This window comes from Pseudohongiella sp. O18 (assembly GCF_021729085.1).
Classification (GTDB): domain Bacteria; phylum Pseudomonadota; class Gammaproteobacteria; order Pseudomonadales; family Pseudohongiellaceae; genus Pseudohongiella.
Map to the genome: position 1 here is coordinate 1,500,004 of NZ_JAJSAR010000001.1, position 23,320 is coordinate 1,523,323.

At 55.1% G+C, this 23,320-nt stretch carries 25 protein-coding genes; 13 read left to right on the forward strand and 12 right to left on the reverse strand.

Annotated features, from left to right (window positions below; genetic code table 11):
• Both LVD14_RS06600 and LVD14_RS06605 read left to right on the forward strand, forming a co-directional pair.
• The gene (locus LVD14_RS06600) at window positions 1-888 is read left to right on the forward strand and encodes a glutaminyl-peptide cyclotransferase (RefSeq protein WP_237133236.1); all 888 of its coding nucleotides are present in this window, start codon (window positions 1-3) and stop codon (window positions 886-888) included.
• Between the two features lie 4 nt (window positions 889-892).
• On the forward strand, window positions 893-1,936 hold the full coding sequence (locus LVD14_RS06605; protein WP_237133237.1) for an aminopeptidase: 1,044 nt from the start codon (window positions 893-895) through the stop codon (window positions 1,934-1,936).
• A gap of 20 nt (window positions 1,937-1,956) precedes the next feature.
• Here LVD14_RS06605 and LVD14_RS06610 read toward each other — a convergent pair whose 3' ends face one another.
• Entirely contained in the window at window positions 1,957-2,694 is a 738-nt protein-coding gene (locus LVD14_RS06610; RefSeq protein ID WP_237133238.1) for a tetratricopeptide repeat protein, read from the reverse strand.
• A gap of 156 nt (window positions 2,695-2,850) precedes the next feature.
• Here LVD14_RS06610 and LVD14_RS06615 point away from each other — a divergent pair, with 156 nt between their 5' ends.
• Genes LVD14_RS06615 through LVD14_RS06625 form a run of 3 tightly spaced genes read left to right on the forward strand, consistent with a single transcriptional unit; the run spans window position 2,851 to window position 4,613 of the window.
• A complete protein-coding gene (locus LVD14_RS06615) occupies window positions 2,851-3,960 on the forward strand; it encodes a patatin-like phospholipase family protein (protein WP_237133239.1) in 1,110 nt (369 codons plus the stop codon).
• The gene (locus tag LVD14_RS06620; protein ID WP_237133240.1) at window positions 3,953-4,156 is read left to right on the forward strand and encodes an NF038104 family lipoprotein; all 204 of its coding nucleotides are present in this window, start codon (window positions 3,953-3,955) and stop codon (window positions 4,154-4,156) included. Before LVD14_RS06615 ends, LVD14_RS06620 begins: the two co-directional genes overlap by 8 nt.
• Before the next feature lie 16 nt (window positions 4,157-4,172).
• Window positions 4,173-4,613 (forward strand): PaaI family thioesterase, encoded by a 441-nt coding sequence (locus LVD14_RS06625; RefSeq protein WP_237133241.1) that lies wholly within the window; start codon window positions 4,173-4,175, stop codon window positions 4,611-4,613.
• 31 nt (window positions 4,614-4,644) lie between these two features.
• Here LVD14_RS06625 and LVD14_RS06630 read toward each other — a convergent pair whose 3' ends face one another.
• From LVD14_RS06630 to LVD14_RS06640, 3 genes are all read right to left on the reverse strand, one after another.
• Window positions 4,645-5,664, reverse strand: a complete 1,020-nt coding sequence (locus LVD14_RS06630) for an amidohydrolase family protein (protein WP_237133242.1) — start codon at window positions 5,662-5,664, stop codon at window positions 4,645-4,647.
• Window positions 5,657-5,932: a hypothetical protein gene (locus LVD14_RS06635; RefSeq protein ID WP_317622116.1), complete on the reverse strand. Its 276-nt coding sequence runs from the start codon at window positions 5,930-5,932 to the stop codon at window positions 5,657-5,659. Before LVD14_RS06635 ends, LVD14_RS06630 begins: the two co-directional genes overlap by 8 nt.
• Window positions 5,933-6,146: 214 nt before the next feature.
• Window positions 6,147-7,700 (reverse strand): acetolactate synthase large subunit, encoded by a 1,554-nt coding sequence (locus tag LVD14_RS06640; RefSeq protein ID WP_237133243.1) that lies wholly within the window; start codon window positions 7,698-7,700, stop codon window positions 6,147-6,149.
• 260 nt (window positions 7,701-7,960) lie between these two features.
• Between LVD14_RS06640 and LVD14_RS06645 the strand changes: the two genes are divergently transcribed.
• Window positions 7,961-9,256: a DUF4105 domain-containing protein gene (locus LVD14_RS06645; protein WP_237133244.1), complete on the forward strand. Its 1,296-nt coding sequence runs from the start codon at window positions 7,961-7,963 to the stop codon at window positions 9,254-9,256.
• Between the two features lie 22 nt (window positions 9,257-9,278).
• On the opposite strand, the gene LVD14_RS06650 is transcribed toward LVD14_RS06645, so the two are convergent.
• A complete protein-coding gene (locus LVD14_RS06650) occupies window positions 9,279-10,076 on the reverse strand; it encodes an undecaprenyl-diphosphate phosphatase (RefSeq protein ID WP_237133245.1) in 798 nt (265 codons plus the stop codon).
• Between the two features lie 223 nt (window positions 10,077-10,299).
• On the opposite strand from LVD14_RS06650, the gene LVD14_RS06655 reads away from it, so the two are divergent.
• The 4 genes from LVD14_RS06655 to LVD14_RS06670 all read left to right on the forward strand — a co-directional run bounded on the left by LVD14_RS06655 (window position 10,300) and on the right by LVD14_RS06670 (window position 14,647).
• Window positions 10,300-11,499 (forward strand): acyl-CoA dehydrogenase family protein, encoded by a 1,200-nt coding sequence (locus tag LVD14_RS06655; protein ID WP_237133246.1) that lies wholly within the window; start codon window positions 10,300-10,302, stop codon window positions 11,497-11,499.
• A 41-nt stretch (window positions 11,500-11,540) separates the two neighbouring features.
• Complete coding sequence (locus tag LVD14_RS06660) at window positions 11,541-12,674, forward strand: acyl-CoA dehydrogenase family protein (RefSeq protein WP_237133247.1); 1,134 nt, start codon at window positions 11,541-11,543, stop codon at window positions 12,672-12,674.
• A 145-nt stretch (window positions 12,675-12,819) separates the two neighbouring features.
• On the forward strand, window positions 12,820-13,527 hold the full coding sequence (locus LVD14_RS06665; protein WP_237133248.1) for a histidine phosphatase family protein: 708 nt from the start codon (window positions 12,820-12,822) through the stop codon (window positions 13,525-13,527).
• Window positions 13,528-13,555: 28 nt separating this feature from the next.
• Window positions 13,556-14,647: a phosphotransferase family protein gene (locus LVD14_RS06670; RefSeq protein WP_237133249.1), complete on the forward strand. Its 1,092-nt coding sequence runs from the start codon at window positions 13,556-13,558 to the stop codon at window positions 14,645-14,647.
• A gap of 7 nt (window positions 14,648-14,654) precedes the next feature.
• Here LVD14_RS06670 and LVD14_RS06675 read toward each other — a convergent pair whose 3' ends face one another.
• Both LVD14_RS06675 and LVD14_RS06680 read right to left on the reverse strand, forming a co-directional pair.
• Entirely contained in the window at window positions 14,655-15,584 is a 930-nt protein-coding gene (locus LVD14_RS06675) for an AEC family transporter (protein ID WP_237133250.1), read from the reverse strand.
• A gap of 3 nt (window positions 15,585-15,587) precedes the next feature.
• Complete coding sequence (locus LVD14_RS06680) at window positions 15,588-16,928, reverse strand: MATE family efflux transporter (protein ID WP_237133251.1); 1,341 nt, start codon at window positions 16,926-16,928, stop codon at window positions 15,588-15,590.
• A 176-nt stretch (window positions 16,929-17,104) separates the two neighbouring features.
• On the opposite strand from LVD14_RS06680, the gene LVD14_RS06685 reads away from it, so the two are divergent.
• Together LVD14_RS06685 and LVD14_RS06690 are read left to right on the forward strand one after the other, a co-directional pair.
• Window positions 17,105-17,755, forward strand: coding sequence for a fused MFS/spermidine synthase (locus LVD14_RS06685; RefSeq protein ID WP_317622115.1), 651 nt, complete (start codon window positions 17,105-17,107; stop codon window positions 17,753-17,755).
• Window positions 17,752-18,645 (forward strand): spermidine synthase, encoded by an 894-nt coding sequence (locus tag LVD14_RS06690; RefSeq protein WP_237133252.1) that lies wholly within the window; start codon window positions 17,752-17,754, stop codon window positions 18,643-18,645. The genes LVD14_RS06685 and LVD14_RS06690 overlap by 4 nt, the downstream gene beginning before the upstream one ends.
• Before the next feature lie 7 nt (window positions 18,646-18,652).
• Here LVD14_RS06690 and LVD14_RS06695 read toward each other — a convergent pair whose 3' ends face one another.
• Genes LVD14_RS06695 through LVD14_RS06710 form a run of 4 tightly spaced genes read right to left on the reverse strand, consistent with a single transcriptional unit; the run spans window position 18,653 to window position 20,788 of the window.
• Entirely contained in the window at window positions 18,653-19,102 is a 450-nt protein-coding gene (locus LVD14_RS06695; protein WP_237133253.1) for a YeeE/YedE family protein, read from the reverse strand.
• A complete protein-coding gene (locus LVD14_RS06700) occupies window positions 19,099-19,530 on the reverse strand; it encodes a YeeE/YedE family protein (protein WP_237133254.1) in 432 nt (143 codons plus the stop codon). The genes LVD14_RS06695 and LVD14_RS06700 overlap by 4 nt, the downstream gene beginning before the upstream one ends.
• Complete coding sequence (gene fnr / locus LVD14_RS06705; protein ID WP_237133255.1) at window positions 19,527-20,333, reverse strand: fumarate/nitrate reduction transcriptional regulator Fnr; 807 nt, start codon at window positions 20,331-20,333, stop codon at window positions 19,527-19,529. Before fnr ends, LVD14_RS06700 begins: the two co-directional genes overlap by 4 nt.
• A 20-nt stretch (window positions 20,334-20,353) precedes the next feature.
• Window positions 20,354-20,788 (reverse strand): universal stress protein, encoded by a 435-nt coding sequence (locus LVD14_RS06710; RefSeq protein WP_237133256.1) that lies wholly within the window; start codon window positions 20,786-20,788, stop codon window positions 20,354-20,356.
• Window positions 20,789-21,016: 228 nt separating this feature from the next.
• Between LVD14_RS06710 and LVD14_RS06715 the strand changes: the two genes are divergently transcribed.
• Window positions 21,017-21,937: a universal stress protein gene (locus tag LVD14_RS06715; RefSeq protein WP_237133257.1), complete on the forward strand. Its 921-nt coding sequence runs from the start codon at window positions 21,017-21,019 to the stop codon at window positions 21,935-21,937.
• Here LVD14_RS06715 and LVD14_RS06720 read toward each other — a convergent pair.
• A complete protein-coding gene (locus LVD14_RS06720) occupies window positions 21,897-23,315 on the reverse strand; it encodes a phospholipase D-like domain-containing protein (protein WP_237133258.1) in 1,419 nt (472 codons plus the stop codon). The genes LVD14_RS06715 and LVD14_RS06720 overlap by 41 nt on opposite strands.
• Between the last annotated feature and the right edge of the window lie 5 nt (window positions 23,316-23,320).

Below are 23,320 nucleotides of genomic sequence, written 5' to 3' on the forward strand. Positions count from 1 at the left end.
ATGTTGTTCCCCCGATTACATCTGTCACACAGTCTTGCTGAGCGTCGCCAGCGACCTTGCATATCTTTTGGTATTACGGGTTCATTGCCATACGGCGCTGCTGGTAAAAACCTGCTGTGTCTGTTGCTTATTGGTCTGGCACTTTCAATCGCGGTGCCTGCCAGAGCGCAGGTTCCGGTGTATGACTTCGAAGTCGTGGCACAATATCCGCACAATAGCCGCTTTTTTACTCAGGGGCTGCTGATTCATGACGGACGGCTGTATGAGGGAACGGGACGTTACGGTGAATCTGCGCTGATGGAGATCAATCTTGCCGATGGTTCGATCGTTCGTCGTGTTGACCTGGCCCAGCGTTACTTTGGCGAGGGGATTGCCGTCGCAGGGGATCGCCTGTTCCAACTGACCTGGCGCGAAAATGTTGCCTTTGAGTACGACCTGGATACTTTTGAGCGGGTAAATGCTCACTTTATCCCGATGGAGGGCTGGGGCCTGACTTGGGATGGAGAATCACTGATATTGAGTGACGGCAGCCATCAGCTGTATTTCCTGGATCCGGATACCTTCGCAACCCGTCGTCGCGTGGCCGTGCAGGCGGGCGGGCAGTATATAGGAAACCTCAATGAGCTGGAGTTCATCGATGGAGAGGTCTGGGCAAATGTCTGGATGTCTCAGCAGATTGTTCGAATCAACCCGGAAACTGGTGATATTACCGGCGTGATTGACCTGACCGGGCTGGCTGACAGAACCGAGCGTGGACCTGGGGATTCGGTACTGAATGGTATTGCCTGGGATGCTGAGCAGCGCAGGCTGCTCGTTACCGGTAAGTTGTGGTCCCATGTCTTTGAAATCAGCCTGCATCCTCGCAGTGACATTGCTCCGCAAGATTAGGCTCGTGAAACCCGGCGTCAAGGCACTGCTGATAACCCTGCTTGCCCTGTCGCTCAGCGCCTGCTCCGCGGTGTCTTTCTATACCCAGGCTGCAACCGGGCAGCTTTCCCTGCTGATGAATCGACAGTCGATTGCGGAGTTGATCGCCAGCGCTGATACCCCGCCAGAACTGCTTGAAAAGCTGCAGCTTGTATCAGATGCCCGCCAGTTTGCGATTAATGAACTGGGGCTGCCAGACAATGGCAGCTATACCAGCTACGTGGACGTGGAGCGGTCCTATCTGGTGTGGAATGTTTTCGCCGCACCTGCCTTCGCGATGCAGCCCCTGCAATGGTGTTTTCCTATAGCCGGCTGTGTCAGTTATCGCGGGTATTTCACTGAATCAGCGGCCAGAGACTTTGCCAGTGATCTGGAGAAGCGCGGTTTTGATGTGTACATCGGAGGTGTAGACGCCTATTCCACGCTGGGCTGGTTTGCCGACCCGATACCGTCAACCGTCATGCGTCGACCAGATCATCGCCTGGCGGGTCTGATTTTCCATGAAATGGCTCATCAACAAATTTACGTGCCAGGTGACACTCAATTCAATGAGAGTTTCGCCAGCTTTGTAGAGCAGCTGGGCGTTGAGCGTTGGCTGGCCCGCAATGATGATGAAAACCACTTCCAGACATACCTGGCTGAGCAGGAGGAGCAGCGCCGTTTCACAGAATTTGTGCAGGACTGGCGTCAGCGCTTTGAACAGCTTTACCAGGCGCCCGATGCCGATCAGGAATCCAAACAGACATTACAGCAGCAGATGCGGGAGAGCTGGCGCGCGCAAAGCAGCAGTGGCCGCTATGATGGCTGGTTCGCAGGTCCGCTGAACAATGCGCAATTGCTTACCGTGTCGACTTATTTTGACTGGGTGCCGGCATTTGCGGCCCTGTATCAGCAGAGCGGTGAGGATTTGATGAACTTCTATCAGGCTGTGGAGTCGCTGGCTGAGCTTCCGCCCGAGGAGCGGACCCAGCGCTTGATGGTTCTGGGCTCGCGCGCCGCCGGCCGGTAAGGCTGCGACGCGCAGATCAATTAGCCGTTGGCCTGCAGCGGCGCGCCATTCAGGCGTGCTTCCAGTGTTTGTACCAGTTCTTTATAGAATTGTGAGCCAAGGTCTTTTTCCGCTGCCATTCGATACTGAGCCAGCGCATCCTCCAGTCGGCCTTCGCGCTCGTACAGTCTGCCCAGTGTACGATTCATGAATGCATTGTCTGGCATGACGCGGACGGCCGTTTCGTAGACCTGAATGGCTTTCTCTGTGTGCCCGGCGTTGTCGTAAATATTGCCCATGATATGGACGATGGAGTCATCACGCGGATCAGCTTCGATGGCTCGCAAGTCATACTCGATAGACTCTTCGAAACGCTCAGCGCGGCGCAACAGATCACCGATGGTTTTTAACGACGCGGTCAGAGGCGTGCTGGGTTGATTCTGGAGGGCGATGAAACGCGCCATCATGGGGATGGCATCGTCGGGGCGCTCCTGTGAGAGAAAAATATTGGCCAGGTTGCGATAGGCGTCAGCCAGATTCGGATCCGCTGCTACAGCCAGACGATATTCTTCAATCGCCTCATCGTAACGCTCCAGATTGTTGTAAGTGTTGCCGCGGCGATAATGACGCTGGGCAAGCTCTGATGACGTGGCAGACAGGGCACGCTCGTGTTGAGTGGCACCCTGCGCCTGCGCTGCTGCCGGCAGCATCAGTGCCGTGACTACCAGGACGGCAGCAATCAGAGGGATGCTGTAGTCTGTTAACTTAGTGGTCATCATTGTTCACCTGTTGAGCTTTTCTACAATACTATCGATGCTTGGCGTTCCGAGCTATGTTGTGCGTGAATTAAGCTGTGATAATTTGTGACACGTATCCATAGCCTTATCATCACTATTAATTATAATTTGCTGCATTGATTACGAACAGATTTTACTATGTCCGATTTAAGATTGATGGCTGGTGCAGCCGCAAAAAATTCGCTGGCGCAGAACGGTTTGCGCGGACGGGATTTTAATTGGCTTGCTGGAGCGTCTGGCGGCCCAAAGTGGTTTGTGCTGTATGGCCTTGATCGTTATCTGGCAGGTGAATTTTTTGGGCCCCGCAACGGCGTCCCGCTAAGAATGGTGGGATCATCTGCGGGTGCCTGGCGGCTTGCCTGCTATGCTGCACCTGATCCGGTTGCCAGTCTTCAGGCGCTGGCCACGCATTATTCCAGCCAGACCTACTCGTCACGCCCTGACCGTTATGAGATCAGTCTTGAGGCCAGGAAGATGCTCAATCAGGTACTTGCAGCAAACGACATGAGTATTGAGAAGGCGGCTGCGGCGATCGCCAGCAATCAGCATCGGCGCCTGTATGTCATAACGGACAGAGCCCGGCGGCTGACCCGCCCTGAGAATAAATTGATGCTGAATATTGGGCTGACGCTGGTCGCGCTCGGAAACCTCGGCAGTCGCCGCAGCCTGCGCTGGTTTTTTGAGCGCTACGTGTTTCACAACGCCTGTGATCGAGGCGCAGACGAGCTTGTGCTAAGTGACATGCCAACACAATATGTCCCGCTGTCTGCGCAGAACGTTCACAGTGCTTTGATGGCAAGCGGATCAATTCCACTGGTCATGGAGGCTGTCACGCAGGTAGAGGGAGCTCCAGGGGCTGTTTTTCGCGATGGTGGCATGACCGACTATCACCTTGATCTGCCATACGAAAAATCAGATGGCCTGGTGTTGTATCCGCACTTTTACGCCTCCGTTGTACCGGGCTGGTTCGATAAGCTTGCGCGCTGGCGCCGCGCCAACCCTGCGCACTTTGACAACGTTGTGCTTGTTACACCCACAAAGCAGTTTGTTGATCGACTGCCTTATGGGAAAATACCTGACCGTGATGACTTTCGGCGCCTGTCGGATGCACAGCGGCTCAAATACTGGCAGACTGTGCTCAGCGAGAGCGAGCGGCTGGCTGACAGCTTTCGGGAACTGGTGGCCATGGGGCCCGCGGTTGTCGAACACATTCACGAATTCTCCAACAGCAGGACCAAACATGTTTGATTCGTCTCGTAATTCGGTGATATCCACTACACTGCGCATAAGCAGTGTGGCTCTGCTGATGGCAGCAATGAGCGGCTGTCTGGGCACAGCAGTAGGCGCAGCCGTGGACGTCACACTGGAAGTCGCCAAAGTGCCATTCAAGGTAGCTGGCGCGGTGGCAGACGTTGCCACAGACGATGATGACGACAAGGACTGATTAGGACGCCCGAACCATGAGCAGTTACAAGCGGAAGGGCCACCGTCCCGAGGACTATGGTATTCCCGGACATTTTCAGCACTGGGATGGTGACCAGGCGGAAGACAGCATAGGTCCTTTCTTTTTCGCGCTGCAGGATGGTGAAATCCACACAGCGTTCCGCGTAAAACCCGAGAACTGCAATGCGCATCGCACGCTGCATGGTGGTATTTCCATGATGTTCGCCGATTACACCCTTTGCCTGGCCGCCATTGGTGGTACTCACGAAGGCGTGGTCACGGTTTCATGCAATAGTGAATTTGTCGGTCCGGCCCAAGAGGGTGATCTGGTAACAGGTCGTGGAGAGGTGATTCGCAAAGGCCGCTCGCTGGTGTTTGCGCGAGCGGTGCTGGAGGTTGAGGGAGAGCCGATACTGACCGCCAGCGGTGTACTGAAACTGGTTAACCGCCGCAGCTGATTCAGGGTAGCTGCTATCGGGGCAGGCGGCATCAGGGCAGACGATAGACGCGCCGAGCGGTCTCATAGAACATGGCGTGCTTCTCGGATTCGGAAAAGTCGGCAACCATCTTTTTGAAGGCATTCCACACAACCGGATAGCTGACCGATAAGCGGTCTACCGGGAAATTGCTCTCGAACATGCATCGCTCAGGCCCAAAACACTCAATAGTGTGCAGGTAGTATTTCCTCTGCCGGCGTACAAACTCGTCGGAATCTGGTGGACAATCCCGCTTATCCCAGCCAAAACCATTGTCTGGCATCGCCAGGCCGCCAAGCTTGGCAACAACGTTCGGATACCGGGACAGTCGCCGGATATCCTCCTTCCATTGCTGAAATATCGCGTCGCTGGCGTTTCGATAGATACCCACGCCGAGCGGCGTGCCAAAGTGATCGAGCACCAGAGTTGTGTCAGTGACGGCCTCTGCCAGGTCGCAGAAATCAACATTCTGATGGTGGTAGTGCCAGGTGTCGTAACTCAAGCCAAGTTCGCCCAGTATTCGCAATCCCTGCCGAAAATTCTCGCGACCATACAGATAGGGCAGTGCCTGCAGGGAAATGGTCAGGTCTTCAGGTCTTGCATCGCGTGCGCCAGCGAAGCGGACGCCCTTGAAAAGATCACCGGCGACCTGCTGATGAGTCTGAATGATTTCTTTGAGCAGAGCCGGCTTGTCGCCCAATGTCAGGTCAATCTTGGCGACAATTCCATTGATGGCTGGTTGCTCTGTCTGCTGCTGACTCTTTCTGGCGATTTCCGTAATGACGCGGGTTTCGCCAAGTGACTGCCAGTGTGGCTCGGCCTCCTTGTCATAAAAGGCCCGGCATTCGATAAAAACGGTCTGTTTGATGTTGTGGCCGCTGGCCGTGTCCTGCCATAAATCGTCGAGCAGGTAATCGCGGCCAAAACGTTTGCGCCACAGGTGATGGTGAGGGTCGATAATTGGCCGCTCAGGTTCGATGATGGGTTCGGTTACCTGAGCGAGCCAGGCATCGCTGCCGGGAGTTTCATTCATACCAATAGTCTTTTCTAGGTTTCAGTGGCGCCAACAGGAAATAGAATATCCAGGCGAACCAGGACAGAAAGATGATAGCCAGAACCCAGGCAAATTTTTCGCCTCCGGTTGTTTTATCCGAACTCAGGATGATCAGAATCGGCAGTAACCAGATAAAGAAAAAGCCCAGCACGAACATCAGACCGATGCCAGCACCAATCAATGGCAGGGCCATGACTGCTAACACAGTGAATACGATGATGGTGCAAAGTGTCTTGATTACGTCCATAGTCCGGGCTCCACTCAGGTTATTTCAATGATGGCATTCATACATTGCCTGAGATTTACTAAGCGAGATCCGTGCCAAAAATAAAAGTTATTAAAAACAATGATTTAATTGATACCAGGGGTTTGTGTTCAGCTGTCGTCAGCGCCAAAATTTAGCGAATTCGACGATATGTTAGTCAGCGTAACACAAGCCCCTGTCACCGCTTTGTTCCAGATCAATACACCGCCTGAATCAGGAATGGACCCGGTGTCGCATTGGCCTTTTGCAGCAACTTGACGAATTCGTCAGCTGTGGTTGCTTTGGCGGCCGGGACACCAAAGCTCTCAGAGAGTTTGGTCCAGTCAATTTCCGGGTTCCCGATGTCAAACAGGCTTTCTGCGATTGGTCCGACCTCGGTCACGCCAAGTCGGCCATATTCGATATTCAGGATATTGTATTTGCGGTTGGCAAATATCACTGTCGTGACGTTCAACTGCTCGCGTGCCTGCGTCCAGAGGCTCTGGATGGTGTAGGCAGCGCCGCCATCGCCCAGCAGTGCCACAACACGTCGGTCCGGGCATGCCAGTGCTGCGCCGGTGGCGACCGGGCTGCCCTGGCCGATAGAGCCACCGGTCAGGCTCAACCAGCTGTGCGGTGCAGCGCCCTGACACACCGGGTGTGCCGCATTGCCTGGGCCAGAATCGGTTGCCACGATTGCGTCTTCCGGCAAGGTTGCGGCAACGGCCTGCAACATATTGCGCATGCTCATCTCACCGCTCGGCAGTCCCATATCTACACGCTGCAGGCGGCGCGCCTCGGACTTCTCTGCGCCTGTCAGCTCGGCCAGCTGATTGAGCGCATCCAGGGCGTCCTCCTCAATACGGGCCAGTGTGTGTACCTGACACCCTTCAGGCACCAGCCGGCTGGGAGTGGTGCGATAGGCAAAGAAGCTGGCGGGGGTTTGACCACCGACCAGAATCAGGTGCTTGACCTCGGCGAATGAAGCCAGAATGTGCTCCGGGAAATACGGCATGCGCTCGACATCAATCCGGCCAGCACCGCCATCGACGCGCGCCGGAAAAGTGCCGGTCATGATGCGGCAACCTGTCTTGGCTGCGATTTTACCTGCCTGCTCCAGCGACTCGGGACGCGCCGCGTCGTGCTCAAGAATCATCACACAGGACTCGCCACTGCGCAGAACCTCGGCAATCCGTGCGGCCTGGCTGTTGTCAATTCGCGACCGTGATGGCAGACCATTGGGGATGGACGGACCGGGCGAATCGCCCCAGGCCGCATCGGCGCCAAGGATCAGTGTTGAAATCTGGCCTTGGGAACCAGGCGTGGCGCGCAGGCTTGCCGTGTACGCTTCTGCACCGTCTTTGGCCAGTGTGTCGGCAGTACTGCATGACTTGATCCAGCAGGAGAAGTTGCGTGCCAGGGTATCGATGTCGGAGGTCAGTGGCGCGTCGTAACCAATATGAAATTGCGGGTGATTGCCGACCAGGTTGATGATGGGGGTGCCAGCCTTGCGTGCGTTATGCAGATTGGCGATACCATTGGCAAGACCTGGGCCCAGATGCAGCAGCGTGGCGGCTGGTTTTCCGGTCATGCGTCCGTAGCCATCAGCGGCTCCGGTGCAGACACCCTCGAACAGTGCCAGCACGCTGCGCATGCGCGGTACCTGATCCAGTGCCTGAACCAGATGCATTTCGGATGTGCCCGGGTTGGCAAGACAAAGTTCGACGCCGCACTCGGCAAGGGTTTCAATCAGGGCTCTGGCACCATTCATGGCCGGGTCTCCACAGTTCTATTTGTCAATAATTGTAATGATTAGCCGGCTATCATAGGCATACACAGGCTCAACGGCAAGGCGAACACCCGCTCGTTCTGACATTTGCTGGTTGATTGCCGCAGTTTCTTTGATATGATCGCGACAACGAATACAACAACGCTGGCTGATCATTGATTTTCTTACATTCCGACCACCAAGCCCTGCCGGGCAACTCTCAAATCGCCTCGGCGAGCGGCCCTGTGGTGCACTCATTCCCATTGCCAGTTTTACTCCTGCTACTGACCATGATGCTGATGCTTGCGCAGGGTGCCGCACATGCACAGCCCACGATTGAAAATCGGCAGGACATCCAGGTACCGAACAATCTGAACCAGCTTGAGTTCTATCTGATTACTGTCGATGTTGGCGCCAATGTCTGGGATAACTTCGGCCATACTGCCCTGCGTGTTGTCGACAACACGACCAACACCGACCTGATCTTCAACTGGGGGCTGTTCGATACCAGCATTGGCAATCTGCGGTTTGCCGCCAATTTTGCGCGCGGCATCATGAATTATCAGTTGGGCGTGGCACCACCAGCCTGGGAACTGGGCCGCTATCAGGCCGAGGGGCGCAGCGTATGGCAGGACAGACTGCGCCTGACAGCAGAGCAAAAACGCACGCTGTATCAGCGCCTGGCCTGGAATCTGCGGCCCGAAAACATCAGCTACGACTACGAGTATTTTTTCGATAACTGCACGACCCGGGTGCGGGACTATCTGGACGAAGCACTGGGCGGGGCGCTGTCAAATCAGACCCAGGTTCTCGGTCAGCGAACGTTTCGCGACGAAGTGGTCGATCACTACGCCAGCGTGCCGGTAATAGCTTTCTCGCTGAATATTCTGATGAACGGCAATATTGATGAGCGCATGACGCAGTGGCAGCGAATGTTCCTGCCCTTGCAATTACGTGAGCAGCTGCTGCGTCTGGGCATGATTGAGGAATCAGAGACGGTCATGTCGTTTGCGCCGCCCGAAGCCGGGCCAAGCGCCAACCTGATCAGCCTGCTGCTGGCGTTGCCGATGCTGCTGTTGCTGTTCAGTGTGAGACGCGCCTCGATTGCATCATTCTCAAGTCAGCCCGGTTTTGCGCTGCGTGCGCCCGCCATCAGTTATCGTCTGCTTGGATTGCTGGGGCTGATAATCGCACTGTTCAGTGGTGTCTATGGTCTGATCATGAGCCTGGGCTGGTGGTTATCCAGCCATCAGGACGTGCACGGCAATTTGAACCTGCTGCTGTTCTGGCCCACGGATCTGCTGGGGCTGGGAGTGGCGTTCAGTTGGCTGCTGAAAGGTCAGGCCTATACGCTTAGCAGCACTCGCCAACAGTTTGTAACTGCCTACCTGGTGCTGCACCTGCTGGCGGCATTGGTCTACCTGGTGATGGCACTGTTCGGGCTGGGCGGTCAGCACCTGGGTTCAATTGCCTTATACGTGCTGCCACCACTGATTCTTTACGCGCTGGTTGTCATGATCGCCGGCATGCGGCCAATTCGTTCATTCCGCTGGAGCTGAGGGAGGCGCTGTTGCGTCCCGCCTAGATGAAGAAATAAATCAGCAGCAGACCCAGCACGATCCGGTAGATGACAAACGGCTGCATGCCAATGCGGTTGATGAATGCAAGAAAGAAGTGAATGCACAGATAGGCGCTTATGCCCGAGAGTATCGTGCCCGTTGCCAGTGCGCCGTAGGCGATGGTCTGCTCAGACTTCAGCAGTTCATAAGTCTGCAGTGCCGTCGCAATCACAATCACTGGGATCGACAACAAAAACGAGAAGCGCGACGCCGCATCACGGCTCATGCCCAGCATCAACCCGGCTGTCATGGTGATGCCGGATCGAGAGGTGCCGGGAAATAAGGCGACCGCCTGAGCAAACCCGATAAATGCCACATCCCGCCAGCGCAGCTGGTACTCAGTCCGGATGCCGCGGTGACGCCAGTCCACCCATCCCAGAATCACCCCAAAAACAATCAGGCCTGCAGCCAGGTAAAGAGGTGAGCGAAGCACTGTCTCGATGGTGTCGTTTAGCAGCAGCCCAGCCAGGCCAACCGGGATTGTACCCAGTAATACTGCCCAGGCCAGCCGACTATTCGCATCCAGCTGGCGCGTGCGCAGAGATCCGAGCCACGCCAGCGCCATGACCCACAGTTCCTGGCGGAAGTAGATGACGACTGCAGCCAGGCTGCCGAAATGAAGGGCAACATCAAAGACCAGGCCCTGATCCTGCCAGCCAGTGACAATGGGTACCAGGATCAGGTGCGCTGAGCTCGATACCGGCAGGAATTCAGTAACGCCCTGGACGACAGCCAGTATCAGGATTTGCAGCCAATCCATTGTAGTACCCGATGTGGTGATGCCAAGGCCCGCATTATGCGCGATCGACATGACAGGTCAAGCCGCCAGACGGGTAATAAATTTACAGAGCAACTGTTCGTCTTTTCGTTTTCAAGCCTCGGCAAAAGTGGTAAAGTCGGTTTCCCTGTTGCGTCAGATGATCACCCCATCCTGGGGGTGAGCGGGCAACTAGTTGAATTATATAGTTTTCAGGAGAATCCCTGTGAATGCTGATTTCACTGCAGAAGAACTAGAGTTTCAAAAAGAGGTTCGTCAGTTTTTGGAAGCTGAGTTCCCGAAGGACATCAAGCACAAGGTCGATAACGGCATTCGCCTGGAAAAAGATGACTACGTGCGATGGCAGAAAATCCTTTATAAAAAGGGCTGGGTAGCACCCAACTGGCCAGTTGAGTACGGCGGTACCGGCTGGAACCCCACCCAGAAGTACATTTTCGCCATGGAGATGGGCCTGTACGGTGCCATGGAGCCGGTTGCCTTCGGCATGAAGATGGTGGCACCGGTAATCTACAGCTTCGGCAATGAAGAGCAGAAAAAGCGTTTCCTCCCTGATATTCTGGCAAGCAACGTCTGGTGGTGTCAGGGTTACTCCGAACCCAATGCCGGTTCCGACCTGGCGTCACTGAAAACCACCGCGGTGCGTGACGGTGACCACTACATAGTCAACGGCACCAAAACCTGGACGACGCTCGGTCAGCATGCAGACTGGATATTCTGCCTGGTGCGTACCGACTCAACGGTGAAAAAGCAGGAAGGCATCAGCTTCCTGTTGATTGACATGAAAACGCCTGGCATCAAGGTATCTCCTATCGTGTTGCTGGACGGCGAACCCGAAGTCAACGAAGTACACTTCGACAATGTTCGAGTGCCAGCTGAGAATCTGATCGGTGAAGAGAACAAGGGCTGGACTTACGCCAAGGTCCTGCTGACGCACGAGCGTACCAATATTGCCCAGGTTCCCAACTCCAAACTGAAACTGCGCAAACTGCACAATCTGGCTGCCAACACCCCTGATGGCAACGGTGGCACTCTGCTGGACGATCCCGTGTTTGCCCGCAAGCTGGCTGAGGTGGATATTCAGGTGCTGGCGCTGGAGTTCGCAGAGCTGCGCACGCTGGCTGCCGTGAGTGTCGGCAAGGCACCGGGCCCAGAGTCGTCCATCCTCAAGATTGTTGGAACCGAGGCGACGCAGTTCATCGATGAACTTTATATGGAAGTGGCAGCCTACCATTGCATGCCACATGTCCCCGAGCAGTTCACCGAAGGCTTTGAAGGTGAGCGGGTTGCCAAGGGGACGCTGGCGTCATCTGCCAATGTCTACTTCAATAATCGCAAGAAGTCGATCTACGGTGGATCCAACGAGGTCCAGAAAAACATTATCAGCAAAGCGGTACTGGGTCTGTAACAGCACGCGGACCTGTCAACTGACATCAAGAGGAACAGCTAGTGGATTTTTCTTACAGTGATGAGCAGCAGATGCTGCAGGACAGCGTGCAGAAATTCGTAATGAGCCAGTACGACTTCGATACGCGTCGCAAGTATTTGGAAAGTGAAAAAGGGTTCAGTGATGAAGCCTGGAACCTGTTTGCCGAGCTCGGCTGGCTGACCGTGCCATTCAAGGAAGAGGATGGCGGTTTCGGTGGCTCGGCAGTTGATCTGATGGTGGTGATGGAAGAGTTCGGCAAAGGCATGGTCGTCGAGCCGTTCATCCCGACTGGTGTCATCAGCGGTGGCCTGATTACTGACCTTGGCAGCGCCGAGCAGAAAGAGGCGCTGATTGGGGCCATCATGGAAGGCAGCCTGCAACTCGCAACAGCCTATGCAGAGGCAGACAGCCGTTACAATCTGGCAGCAGTCGGAACCACAGCCACAAAAAGTGGTGATGACTATGTGCTCAATGGCACCAAGATCCAGGTGTTGAATGGACCCGCGGCCGACAAACTGCTGGTCGTTGCCCGCACCGCCGGCGGCCAATTCGACCGTGACGGTATCTCTGTATTCATTGTTGATGCGACTGCAGCTGGCATCAGCAAGCGCGAGTACACCAATGTGGATGGCCATCGCGCAGCAGAAATTCATCTGAAAGATGTCAAGGTGGCTGCATCTGCGCTGCTGGGCGCAGAGGGTGCGGCGCTGCCGGCGCTGGAAGCAGCCATTGACCGTGCAACTCTTGCCGTGGGTGCGGAAGCGGTCGGTGCCATGGACAGTCTGCTGAAGAAAACCGTTGAATATGCCAAGACGCGTAAACAGTTTGGCGTAGCCATCGGCACCTTCCAGGCATTGCAGCACCGCATGTCGGAAATGTTTATCGAGTGTCAGCTGGCGCGTTCCATCGTGATCATGGCTGCGATGAAGCTCGATAGTTCAGCATCAGTGCAGGAAAAGGCAAAAGCCGTTTCCGCTGCCAAGAGCCGTGTCGGCCGCGCTATTCGTAAAGTCGGTCAGGAGGCTGTACAGATTCATGGTGGTATCGCCGTGACCGATGAACTGGACGTAGGCCATTACTTCAAGCGTGTCACCACGATTGAACACCTGTTTGGCAATACCGACTTCCACACATTGCGTTACGCCAGGCTGTAATACGACCAGGGCAGATTGACACATAACGGGGCTGCGCATTGATGCTATGCCCCGTTTTTATTTGTATGCTATTTTTCATGCCGTAATTTGCAGGCAGCGACTCGATGGCGTGCATTCGGGCGACAGCAACAGGGCAGGACAGGGATTGAGCGAACTCATTCTGGTGCGACACGGGCAGGCGTCATTTGGTGCCGCGTCTTACGACAATTTGAGTGATCTTGGAAGGCAGCAGGTGCAGGTGCTCTGCAGTCACTGGCAGGCGCTCGGCGAGCAATTCGATCATGTTTACGCGGGCGATCTGCAGCGCCAGCAACAGACCGCCGAATTGCTGCTGCCGGTAGTCAGTGACACGCAGATCAAAGTGCAAAGCGGCCTCAATGAATATAATGGGGAGCCCTTGCTGCGACTCTACCTGCGCGACCATGCCCGTAATGAAGGTTACGATGTGCAGCAGGGAGCGTTGACGAAGGATCGCAAATTGTTCCAGCTGGTGCTGGAGGCGGCCAGTCGTCACTGGATTGCCGGAACGCTTCGGGCCGCTGGACCAGACGATGCCGATTTCGAACCCTGGCTTGATTTCAAGCAACGCGTTCATGACACACTGACCGAGCTGATGGCGCGACATTCCAGAGGCAGTCGCGTGCTGCTGGCCACCTCGGGAGGTGTCATTGCGAGCGCTGTGCAACGAGCGCTGGATTTGCCAGACAGTCGCACCGTGGAAACCAACTGGATGGTGCTAAACAGTGCCGTCACACGGCTGGTGTATGGCCGCGGCAAGGTATCGCTGGGAAGCTTTAATTCCGTGGCCCACCTTGAAACGCCGGCCCACCAGAAGCTGGTGACTTTCCGTTAAATACAACAGAACAAAAAAGGGATCTGCAATGACACAACAATCTCATCAGCAATCCAATCTGGTTGACCAGGCACAATCGGTCAGGGAAGGCGAAGAGCTGGATCTGAATGTACTGCGCGAGCATCTGCGCCCAGTGCTCGGTGGGCTGGTTGATGATCTGCAAGTGAAACAGTTTCCGGGTGGCTACTCCAATCTGACTTACCTGCTTAGCAGTGGAGACCAGAAGTGGGTGCTCAGGCGTCCGCCCTTTGGCAGCAAGGTCAAGTCAGCGCATGACATGGGGCGTGAATTCACAGTTCTTACAGCGCTGGAAAAGGTCTTTCCCTATGCCCCGAAGCCCATCCATTTTTGCGACGATCACAACGTTCTGGGCTGTGATTTTTACCTGATGTCATATATTGAAGGGCTGGTCATCCGTCGTGAATATCCGGAGGGGCTGGCCTTGTCACCGGAGCAGGTGCGTCAGCAGTTTTTTACCCTGTTCGATGTGCTTGGCGAATTGCACTCGGTGGACCTGGTCAAGGCAGGGCTGGACAATTTTGGCAAACCGGAAGGCTACGTTACCAGGCAGCTCGAGGGTTGGAGCAAACGATACGTCAATGCCATGACCGCGGATGCTCCGGATTTTGCACCCGTCATCGACTGGTTACGCGATAAAAAGCCAGGCGAGAGCGGTGTTGTCGGTGTGATTCACAATGATTACAAACTCGACAACGTCATCTGGTCACCGAACGACCCCATGAGGCTGATTGGTGTGCTGGACTGGGAAATGGCCACAGTGGGCGATCCGCTGATGGATCTGGGGTGCACGCTCGGCTACTGGGCCGAGGCAGGCGATCCGGACTTTTTCCGCCAGTATCGTGCCATGCCCAGTGATGCGCCGGGTGCACCAACTCGCGCAGAGATTGTGGCGCGTTTCAGTGAACGGACTGGCATCAATGTCGACAATATGGACTTCTATTTCTGCTTCGGGCTGTTCCGCCTGGCCGGTATCGGCCAGCAGATTTACTACCGTTATGCGCAGGGGCTGACCAAGGATGCCCGCTTCGCGCGACTGATTGAAAAGGTGCACAGTCTGCGACAGATGTGTGAGCTGGTTATTGATCGCTCCAGGCTCTGACCTGGGGCTAAGGCACTATCAGCAGTACCAGTGTCATTGGTATCAGGCTGAGCAGGGTAGAGATGACTGAGGCAGCGGCAATGGTCGCCTGCCCGGTCTGATATCTGACCGAAAACACATATGCGCTCAGACCCGCCGGCATACTCGCTGCCAGAATCGCCGTCTTCGCCCACAAAGGTGTCACGTCAAACACGAACAGCATGGATGTTGCCATGATCAGCGGCAGGGCAATCAGCTTTAATGCGGTGATGAGCATTGCAGGTTTTAATTGGTGCCCGACCCGATACTGATGCAGGCTGGTGCCAAGCACAAACAGGGCACAGGGAATGGCGGCCTCTGACATCAGTTGCAGGGCACTGTCCAGCGGACGATAGATAGGCAGACCGAGCAGATTAAAGGCCAGGCCGGCGATCAGGCTGGCAGTTAAGGGGCTGGCAACCAGCTGCTTGAGCAGACGCGCAATACTTGCCAGCAGGGTGGACAGGTCAAATTGATCCCGTTCGGCAAACAGAGTGGCTACGGTGAATAGCACCAGATTTTGTGTAGCAATGATCAGGAACAGTGGTAGCAGCGCCTGTTCGCCAAGCGTCTGCAGCACCAGCGGGATGCCTACGATGGTGGTGTTGGAGTAGGTGGCGCCGAGCGCCAGTACCGACTGAAGAGTGCCGGTCGCCTTCAGAAAAAACCTCGTAATCACCAGGGTCAGGCAGTACACCAGCAGCACCGGCACATAAAAAGCCAGCAGAAAGTCGGCACCAAAGTTCTCAGGAATCTCGGCATGTGCCATGTTGATGACCAACAGGCAGGGGATAACCAGGTTAAAGGTGAATCTGGCCAGAGCCTGGTATTCATTAATGCTAAGAAAGCCGCTGCGCGCCGTTATGTATCCAGCCAGAGCCAGCGCGAGGACGGGGAATATGCCTTCAAACAGCAACATGGTCTAGTTCCCGCCAAAGGCGGTTTTCCAGTTGCCTCGCTTGAAGATGACCAGATACATGCAGCACTTTATGATGTAGTCCGCAATCAGCGCAGCATAGACCCAGTACACGCTTAAGCCCAGCCAGAAGAACAAGGCTGTCAGCACCACGCGTCCAAACAGGAAGCCGGTAAACATGATCCTGGCGGGCGATCTTGTGTCGCCAGCGCCTCGCAGCGCGCCGCCCAGAGTGAATTCTATGGACATCATTGGCTGCACGATCGCGACCATGATTGTCAGTGCGACCAGGTAGTCCAGCACCAAGGGTTCGTTGATGAAAAAGCTGCCTATGAGCCGTGCATTGAGACCAATCACCAGGCCCACGACTGCCATGATGGCGAAGGAAATCTTCAGATTGCGTCGAGCAGCCTGTTCCGCAAGATCGGGCCGCCCCGCGCCCAGGTTCTGACCTGTCATGGTGGCGGTCGCTATCGAAAAGCCGATACCAATCACAATAGAAACAGACAGAATGTTTACGCCAATGCCATATGCTGTAAACGCTTCTGTGCCATACAGAGAAACTACCCACATGAAAGCAATGATTGAAAAATTGAAAACAGATTGCTCGATGCCCGCTGGCACTGCGATGCGAATCAACTTACGCAGCCTGGTCATTTCCCAGTAGGGCTGCTTGACGGGTTTTAGCAACAGACGCTGCCGGGTCCACAGCAAAAAGAATATGCCACCGACCAGCGCGTAGGAGATGCCTGCCGCATAGGCAGCCCCGATTATGCCCATGGCGGGCAAAGGACCGATGCCATAGACAAAGGCATAGGCCAGCAGGACGTTGACGATATTCCCGATGCCGGCTACCCAGACTGGGGTCAGAGCATCACCCGCCGCACGCAGCGCCGCGCTGATCACCGCCAGGAAGGAGAAGAAAACATTAAAGTAGATGAGTACTTTCAGATACTGCGCCGCTTCTGCAAGCATGGGTCCCTGCAGTCCGAATATCGCCACCAGCGGTGTGGCCAGCCACTGAATGATTACCCACAGTGACAGCGATGCTGCCAGGCAAGCCGCAGCTGACAGTTTTACAACACGGTCGGCTTCATCCAGGTTTCGGGCTCCCCAGGCGTAGGCGACCATGGTCGTGGTGCCGGCGGTGATCGAAAAAATGATCAGCTGGATCGCCATGTAGATACGGTCAGCTGCAATCACCGCAGCTACTGCCTCTGCACCTAGTTCCGCAACAATCTTGATGGCCGCAAGGTGCACCATCGACAGTAACAGGTTACCAACAATGGTCGGGCCTGCCAGCCTGAAAAGGCTCAGGCGGGGTGCTTCAGCGTTGGACACAGACATAGAATAATCCCGGAGAGAAGCCATCGGCACACAGCGACAATCAAGCCGCGCCGCGCGGATTGCGCTGCGAAGGATACGCCGATGTGGGTGCTTTGGCAAATTTGCGCAAGGCTGTGGTACGCTTGGCAACCTTGTCCGGACGGCCCGACTGGCCCATAGCCCCAGTGGAGAGATTTGTGCAACAACAACAGGCGCTTGTATCCGTGTCCCACTCAGTCGCCAGTCGTTTGGCAATACTGGCTGTCGCGTTCATCAACGGCTTTGTCATCATGTCCATAGAGCTGCTTGGCGGGCGGGTGCTGGCACCTTATTTCGGCAGCAGCGTCCATGTCTGGGGCAGCATTATCGCTGTATTCATGCTGTCTCTGTCGCTGGGTTATCTGTGGGGCGGCAAGTTGTCGCTGCGCAATCCCGGCCACCGGACGTTTATCAGTTTCTTCATTTTTGCGGCCTTGCTGTGCCTGCCCATCATCTATCTGGCTGACCCGGTGATGCGGACCATCTTCCTGTCGATTGAAGATCCGCGCTACGGTTCACTGTGGTCTGCCGTGCTGCTGTATTTTGCACCGATTTGTGTGATGGGCATGGTCTCACCGTACTCTGTGCGACTGCTCGTGCTGACGCAGGAGCACAGTGGCGGTGTCGCGGGAATGCTGTACTTCGTCTCGACATTGGGCAGTGCTCTGGGTACGCTGGCCACATCCTTTTACTTTGTCATGTGGTTTGAGATCAATCAGGTCATGTGGGGCTGTATCGTCGCCTTGCTGCTGTGCGCCGCCCTGATTGCCTTCTCCAGTCGCCACGCGATCAAGGAGCAGAAATCATGAATCTTCGTATCTGGTCGCCATTGCTTTGTGTGCTTGTGCTGATAAGTGCGGCGCCTGCAAGCGCTCAACGCCAGGTCATCCATGAAGAGCGCTCTCAGTACCGCAATGTGCTGGTCACTGAATTCAACGGTCAGCGCTGCATGCTGTTCAATATCCATCGCGGCGATATGAACCAGACCTGCATAGACCTGCGAAATCCCAAGCGTCTGGTATTTAACTATACCAAAATGAGTTTTGCCGGCCTGCTGCTCAATCCTGAGCCCGAGCGTATTCTGGTGGCTGGTCTCGGCGGTGGCACTATTCCGATGGTGATGCGTGAACTCTATCCTGAGGCAGAAATCGATGTGCTGGAAGTCGACCAGGCTGTGGTCAATGTGGCCAGGGAGTTTTTCGGTTATCAGGAAGACGAAAAGCATGAAGTGCACGTGGTTGATGCGCGAGTGTATATCAAGCGTGCCGGGCTGCGCGGTGACAAGTATGATTACATCGTACTTGATGCATTCTCGGGCGAATACATTCCCGAGCACCTGCTGACCCGTGAGTTTCTGGAGGAGGTCAAGGCGCTGCTGACTGATGATGGTGTCGTTGTTGCCAACACCTTTGCCTCCAGCGATCTCTACGACTATGAGTCGGTGACCTATCAGTCTGTGTTTGGTAAGTTCTATAACTTCAAGCGCGCCGGTAGTGGCAATCGGATCATACTTGCGACGAACGGTGAGTTGCCTGAGCTCGGCGATTTGCGCCGTCGCTCACGCGAACTATACGATGCGCTGGCACCGTATGACATGAATGTTCTGGAGTATCCGCCGCTGTTGACCACAGAGGCAGACTGGGATGAATCAACACGCATACTGACCGATCAATACTCACCGGCCAATCTGCTGAACTAAATCAGTATTAATGGCTCTTGGCAGGCTGGCCCGTTGTGGGTTTGCGATGCTCGAGCAGTTCAAATAGCCCCATACCTGCCAGCATCGCGCCGACAAACACCGCTGCTTTGAGTTCGCCCGCGCCAAGTGCAACCAGTGCTGGGCCGGGGCAGAAACCGGCCAGCCCCCAACCAACACCAAAACCCAGGCTGCCCAGCACCAGGCGCCGGTCAATGGCTTTCTTGGTGGGCAGCCGCAGTGGCTCTCCCAGCAGTGATTGGCTGCGACCTCTGACCAGCGTGAATGCTATCAGTCCAACGGCAATCGCACCGGCCATCACCAGCGCCAGCGATGGATCCCAGGCACCGGCGAGGTCCAGGAACGAAAGCACCTTGTCTGGATTGGCCATTCCGGACACCAGCAGACCGATACCAAAAATCAGGCCGGTGACGAAGGCTGAGATAAATGTTTTGTTCATGACAGGACGTGCCTCATAATGAAGACAGTCAAAAAGCCGGTTGCCATGAAGGCCAGTGTGGCTATGACCGAGCGGGGAGAAAGCCTCGATATTCCGCAAACGCCATGTCCACTGGTGCAGCCTGCACCGTAACGGGTGCTTATTCCAACCAGTAATCCTGCGATGATCAAAAGAGGGTAGTCCGCATCAATCTGAATGCCTGGCATGTCGGCAGCCAACAGCCAGACGGCAGGCGCCAGAAGCATGCCGAGGACAAACATGATGCGCCATGTGACATCACCAGTCTGAGGATTGAGCAGCCCGCCTACGATGCCGGAGATTCCTGCGATGCGGCCGTTCAGTAAAATAAACATCGCGGCTGCCAGCCCGATCAGCGCGCCGCCTGCCAGTGCCGCCCATGGCGTAAACGCAGCCCAGTCTATCGTCATTGGCAAGCTCCTACGGAATCGCCAACGATGGCTCGCAGTGCAGGCATCTGGGTAATGGTAATCTCGCGATTATTGACCCGAATGATTTCTTTTTTCTGCAGGGCCGAGAACACCCGGCTTACGGTCTCCAGTGTCAGCCCAAGGTATTCACCAATATCGCCACGCGTCATATGCAGCAGAAAGCGATCGGGAGACAGCTGGCAGCGCGCATGTCGGGCAGACAGGCTGAGCAGAAATGAGCTTAAGCGCTGCTCTGCTGTGTAGCTGCTGAGCAGGGTGTGTATCTGTTGATCCTTTACGATTTCATTGCCCATGATGGAAATGAACCGACTCTGCAGGCTGGGCAGTTGATGACCCAGTTTCTCCAGCTGTGAGAATGGAATCTCGCAAATGGAGGCATGCTCGAGCGCCATTGCCGACATGCCATGCCTGCGCGAACCAATGCCGTCCATGCCCAGGATTTCTCCAGGCATAAAAAAACCAGTGACTCTGCTTTTGCCATCACTACCGAGGAAGTAGGATTTGAAGCTGCCGCTGCGTACCGCATAGATGGATCGGAACTCATCGTTCTGGCGATAGAGATGTTCACCCTTTTTGAGCGGGCGGTTGCGTTCGATAATCCCGTCAAGCTGAACAATTTCTGACTCGTTCAGCGAAATAGGTAGACACAGATCGCTCAGCCGACAATTGCTGCAGCTTGCAGCCGGATTGTGCGGGCATGGGCGTGCTTTATTGACTATTTTTTGCGGGGCGATCCGAAAGTCGCCTGCCAGAGCGCCAGCGTTGCTAGAAGATTGAGACATGAATGCTCCGGAGGACTTGATCAGTTGCCGACGCGCACGGTCATGATGTCACAGGGAGCGCCGTGTAATACCTTGTTTGCTGTCGAGCCCAGCAACAGCTTCCAACCGGAGGTGCCGTGACTGCCGATCACTATCAGATCAGCTTCCAGTTCTTCAGCTTTGCTGCGAATCTCAGTCGCTGCAGCGCCGGCCATGACCAGTTGCCGGTCTTCGGGCACACCGTATTTTCCGCCGATATCCTTCAGGCGCTGCGCTGCGATGGCCATCGCCTCTTCCTGAAGCTTGGTCATGTTGATCGCATAGGCATCAATCGGATAAGCCGCCGCGACGGGCTCGACCACGTGGGCCAGGTAAAGCCGCGAAACATCGCCATCTGCCAGTTCAACAGCACGTTCGATGATCCTGCTGGATTCGTTGGATAAATCGACAGCGGTAATAATTGTCTTGTAAGCCATGGCCGTTCGCTCCTGTGTTAAGAACACATGCACGCTTTATCCGAGTGTAACCGAGGCGGCAAAAAATGAGAAGCGATGGCAAGCCATGCCTGCGGATTGATTCAGTTGCGCTATTGCCTTACTCTTTTCTGATAACCAGAGGCAAGCTTGCGACCGGTATCTGCGTTTAATCCACCGGTAACTGCCGTGATTGTCAACCAGCTGTGTACTTAACTCGAGGACAATTCAATGCGGGATCTGCAAAAGATTTTAGTTGTTATTGAGCCGGAACATGACACGCAACTGGCGCTGGGCAAAGCCTTGCGATTGGCAAGAGAGTCTGGCGCAGCTCTCGAATTGCTGATTTGCGATCATAACCCCTATCTGGAGGACGGTTACTATTTTGAACCACTCCAGGCCAGGCAGTTGCGGGAGGAACACGTTGCAGCTAATCGCAAGTTGCTGGAGGAAATGGCCTCTGTTATTCGGCCTCAGGGCATTACTGTCACGGTGGATGCCATGTGGGGTAATCCACCCTATCGCTATATCATTAACAAAGTGCTGGACAGCAATCCTGACCTGTTGGTACAGAGCAGTCGCCATCACGAAAAGATTTCACGACTGCTGCTATCTCACCAGGACTGGCAGTTATTGCGCTACTGTCCCTGCCCGCTGTTGCTGGTCAAAGATCTGCCATGGCCTGAGAAGCCGGTGGCAGTAGTTGCTGTGGACCCCAATCATGTAAACGACAAGCCTGCTGATTTTGATGTTCAACTAACAGCTGCCGGCAGTGAATTGCAGAAATTGACTGGGGGTAGTATGCATGTGTTCCACTCCTGCTATCAGCCGCCAGTGTCGGGTATGTACCCGGTTGCGGTCGATGTCGCGGAAGTTCGAGAGAAAACACGCGAATTGCTGGCCGATTTTTCGCTGAATGATTCACACTTGCACATTGAGCAGGATGAGGTAAAAAAATCGCTGCCTGCACTGCTGGATCGAATAGCGGCCAATATTCTGATCATGGGCGCCGTTTCCCGGTCGGCCCTGGATCATTTTCTGGTTGGCAGCACAGCCGAGAGGTTGCTTGACAGAGTAGCTCAGGATGTATTGATTCTGAAGCCCCAGGGTTTCAAAGGTAAGGTGAAAAAAGCCATGCCAGAGAGTCTCTGAGCCGGATCAGTAATGAGCGCTCACGTAACCAGTTGAGTGTGATCGGTTCAGACACCTCTGCGCGCAGTTCGAAGTATTGCCGCAGAGACTCGTTGAAGGGACGTGAAAATACTTCGACACCAAGTTCATAGTTTAGGCGCAGGCTGCGTGGATCGATGTTGGGTGAACCGATCAGCGCATACTCATCATCGACCAGCAGCAGTTTGCTGTGCACAAACGGCGGCGGTTGATAGCGTATATCCAGTCCTGATTCCAGCAGCTGCCGCACTGAGTTCCGAGAGGCCCAGTCAGCTATTTTGATATTGTTGGTGCCCGGCAGCAAAATAGTAATCTTGACCCCTCTAAGGCGTGCCGAAATAAGCGTGCCAATAAGATCAAAGGTTGGCAGAAAATAGGGTGTCATCAGGTACACCCGCTCTTTGGATGCGGCAATCACACCGTTGATCAGTTGACTAAGCTTGTCAAGATCCCGGTTGGGGCCATCAAGAATTAGCCGCGTCCAGGTCTCGGCTGATTCGTCATTGACATTACAGCCCCTGAATTTTTCAGCATCCGGGTCTCCGGTACAGTAATACCAGTCCTGCCAGAATGCCCATTCCAGCTCGTCGACAATCTTGCCGCGCAGACCAAAGTGTATGTCCTGCACGCGGTGCGGGTTGCTGGCGGAATTGGATAAATGGCGGTCACCAATGTTGGTTCCGCCGGTAAACGCCAGCAGGCCATCGACGATCATCAACTTGCGGTGATTGCGCATATTCAGGTTGAGTGATGGTGGGAACAGCTTCAGGGGGTTGAAGCGCGTGTACTGGATGCCCAGCTCCGAAAGATGACCACCAATGCGAGGCAGGCTCATCATCTCCCCCATACCATCGAGCAGCACTTTTACCTGCACGCCACGTCGCTGGGCGCTGGCCAGTGCCCGCGCAAAGTCCCGGCCAGTCTTGTTGTTGTCGAATATATAGGACGCCAGCAGTACTCGATCAGTGGCATTGTTGATGGCATCCAGCATAGCCGGATACAGCTTGTCGCCGTTCTCATATATTTGAATGTCGGAACAGGAGCTCAGGCCTTTTCTGGCCAGTGTCTCACCAATCAATGACAGCGGCCGAAATGAGGTGCCGTCTGGCTCGGCGATAGTCTGCAGGGAGTCACGATTGATCTTGGTGATATAGTCGCGCTGCGCCCTGGTTCGGACGCGATTGATGCCAAACAGCAGATACATTATCGGACCAGCCGCAGGCAGGATGATACACAGAGCAATCCATCCAAAAGCGGCTTTTGAGTCGCGCTTGTTTAGCAGTGCATGGCCGGCGGTAAGCAAACCCATGACGAGCAACAGCGGAGGTAGCAACCATACCAGCACGTCCTGTGTCGTCATGAGAG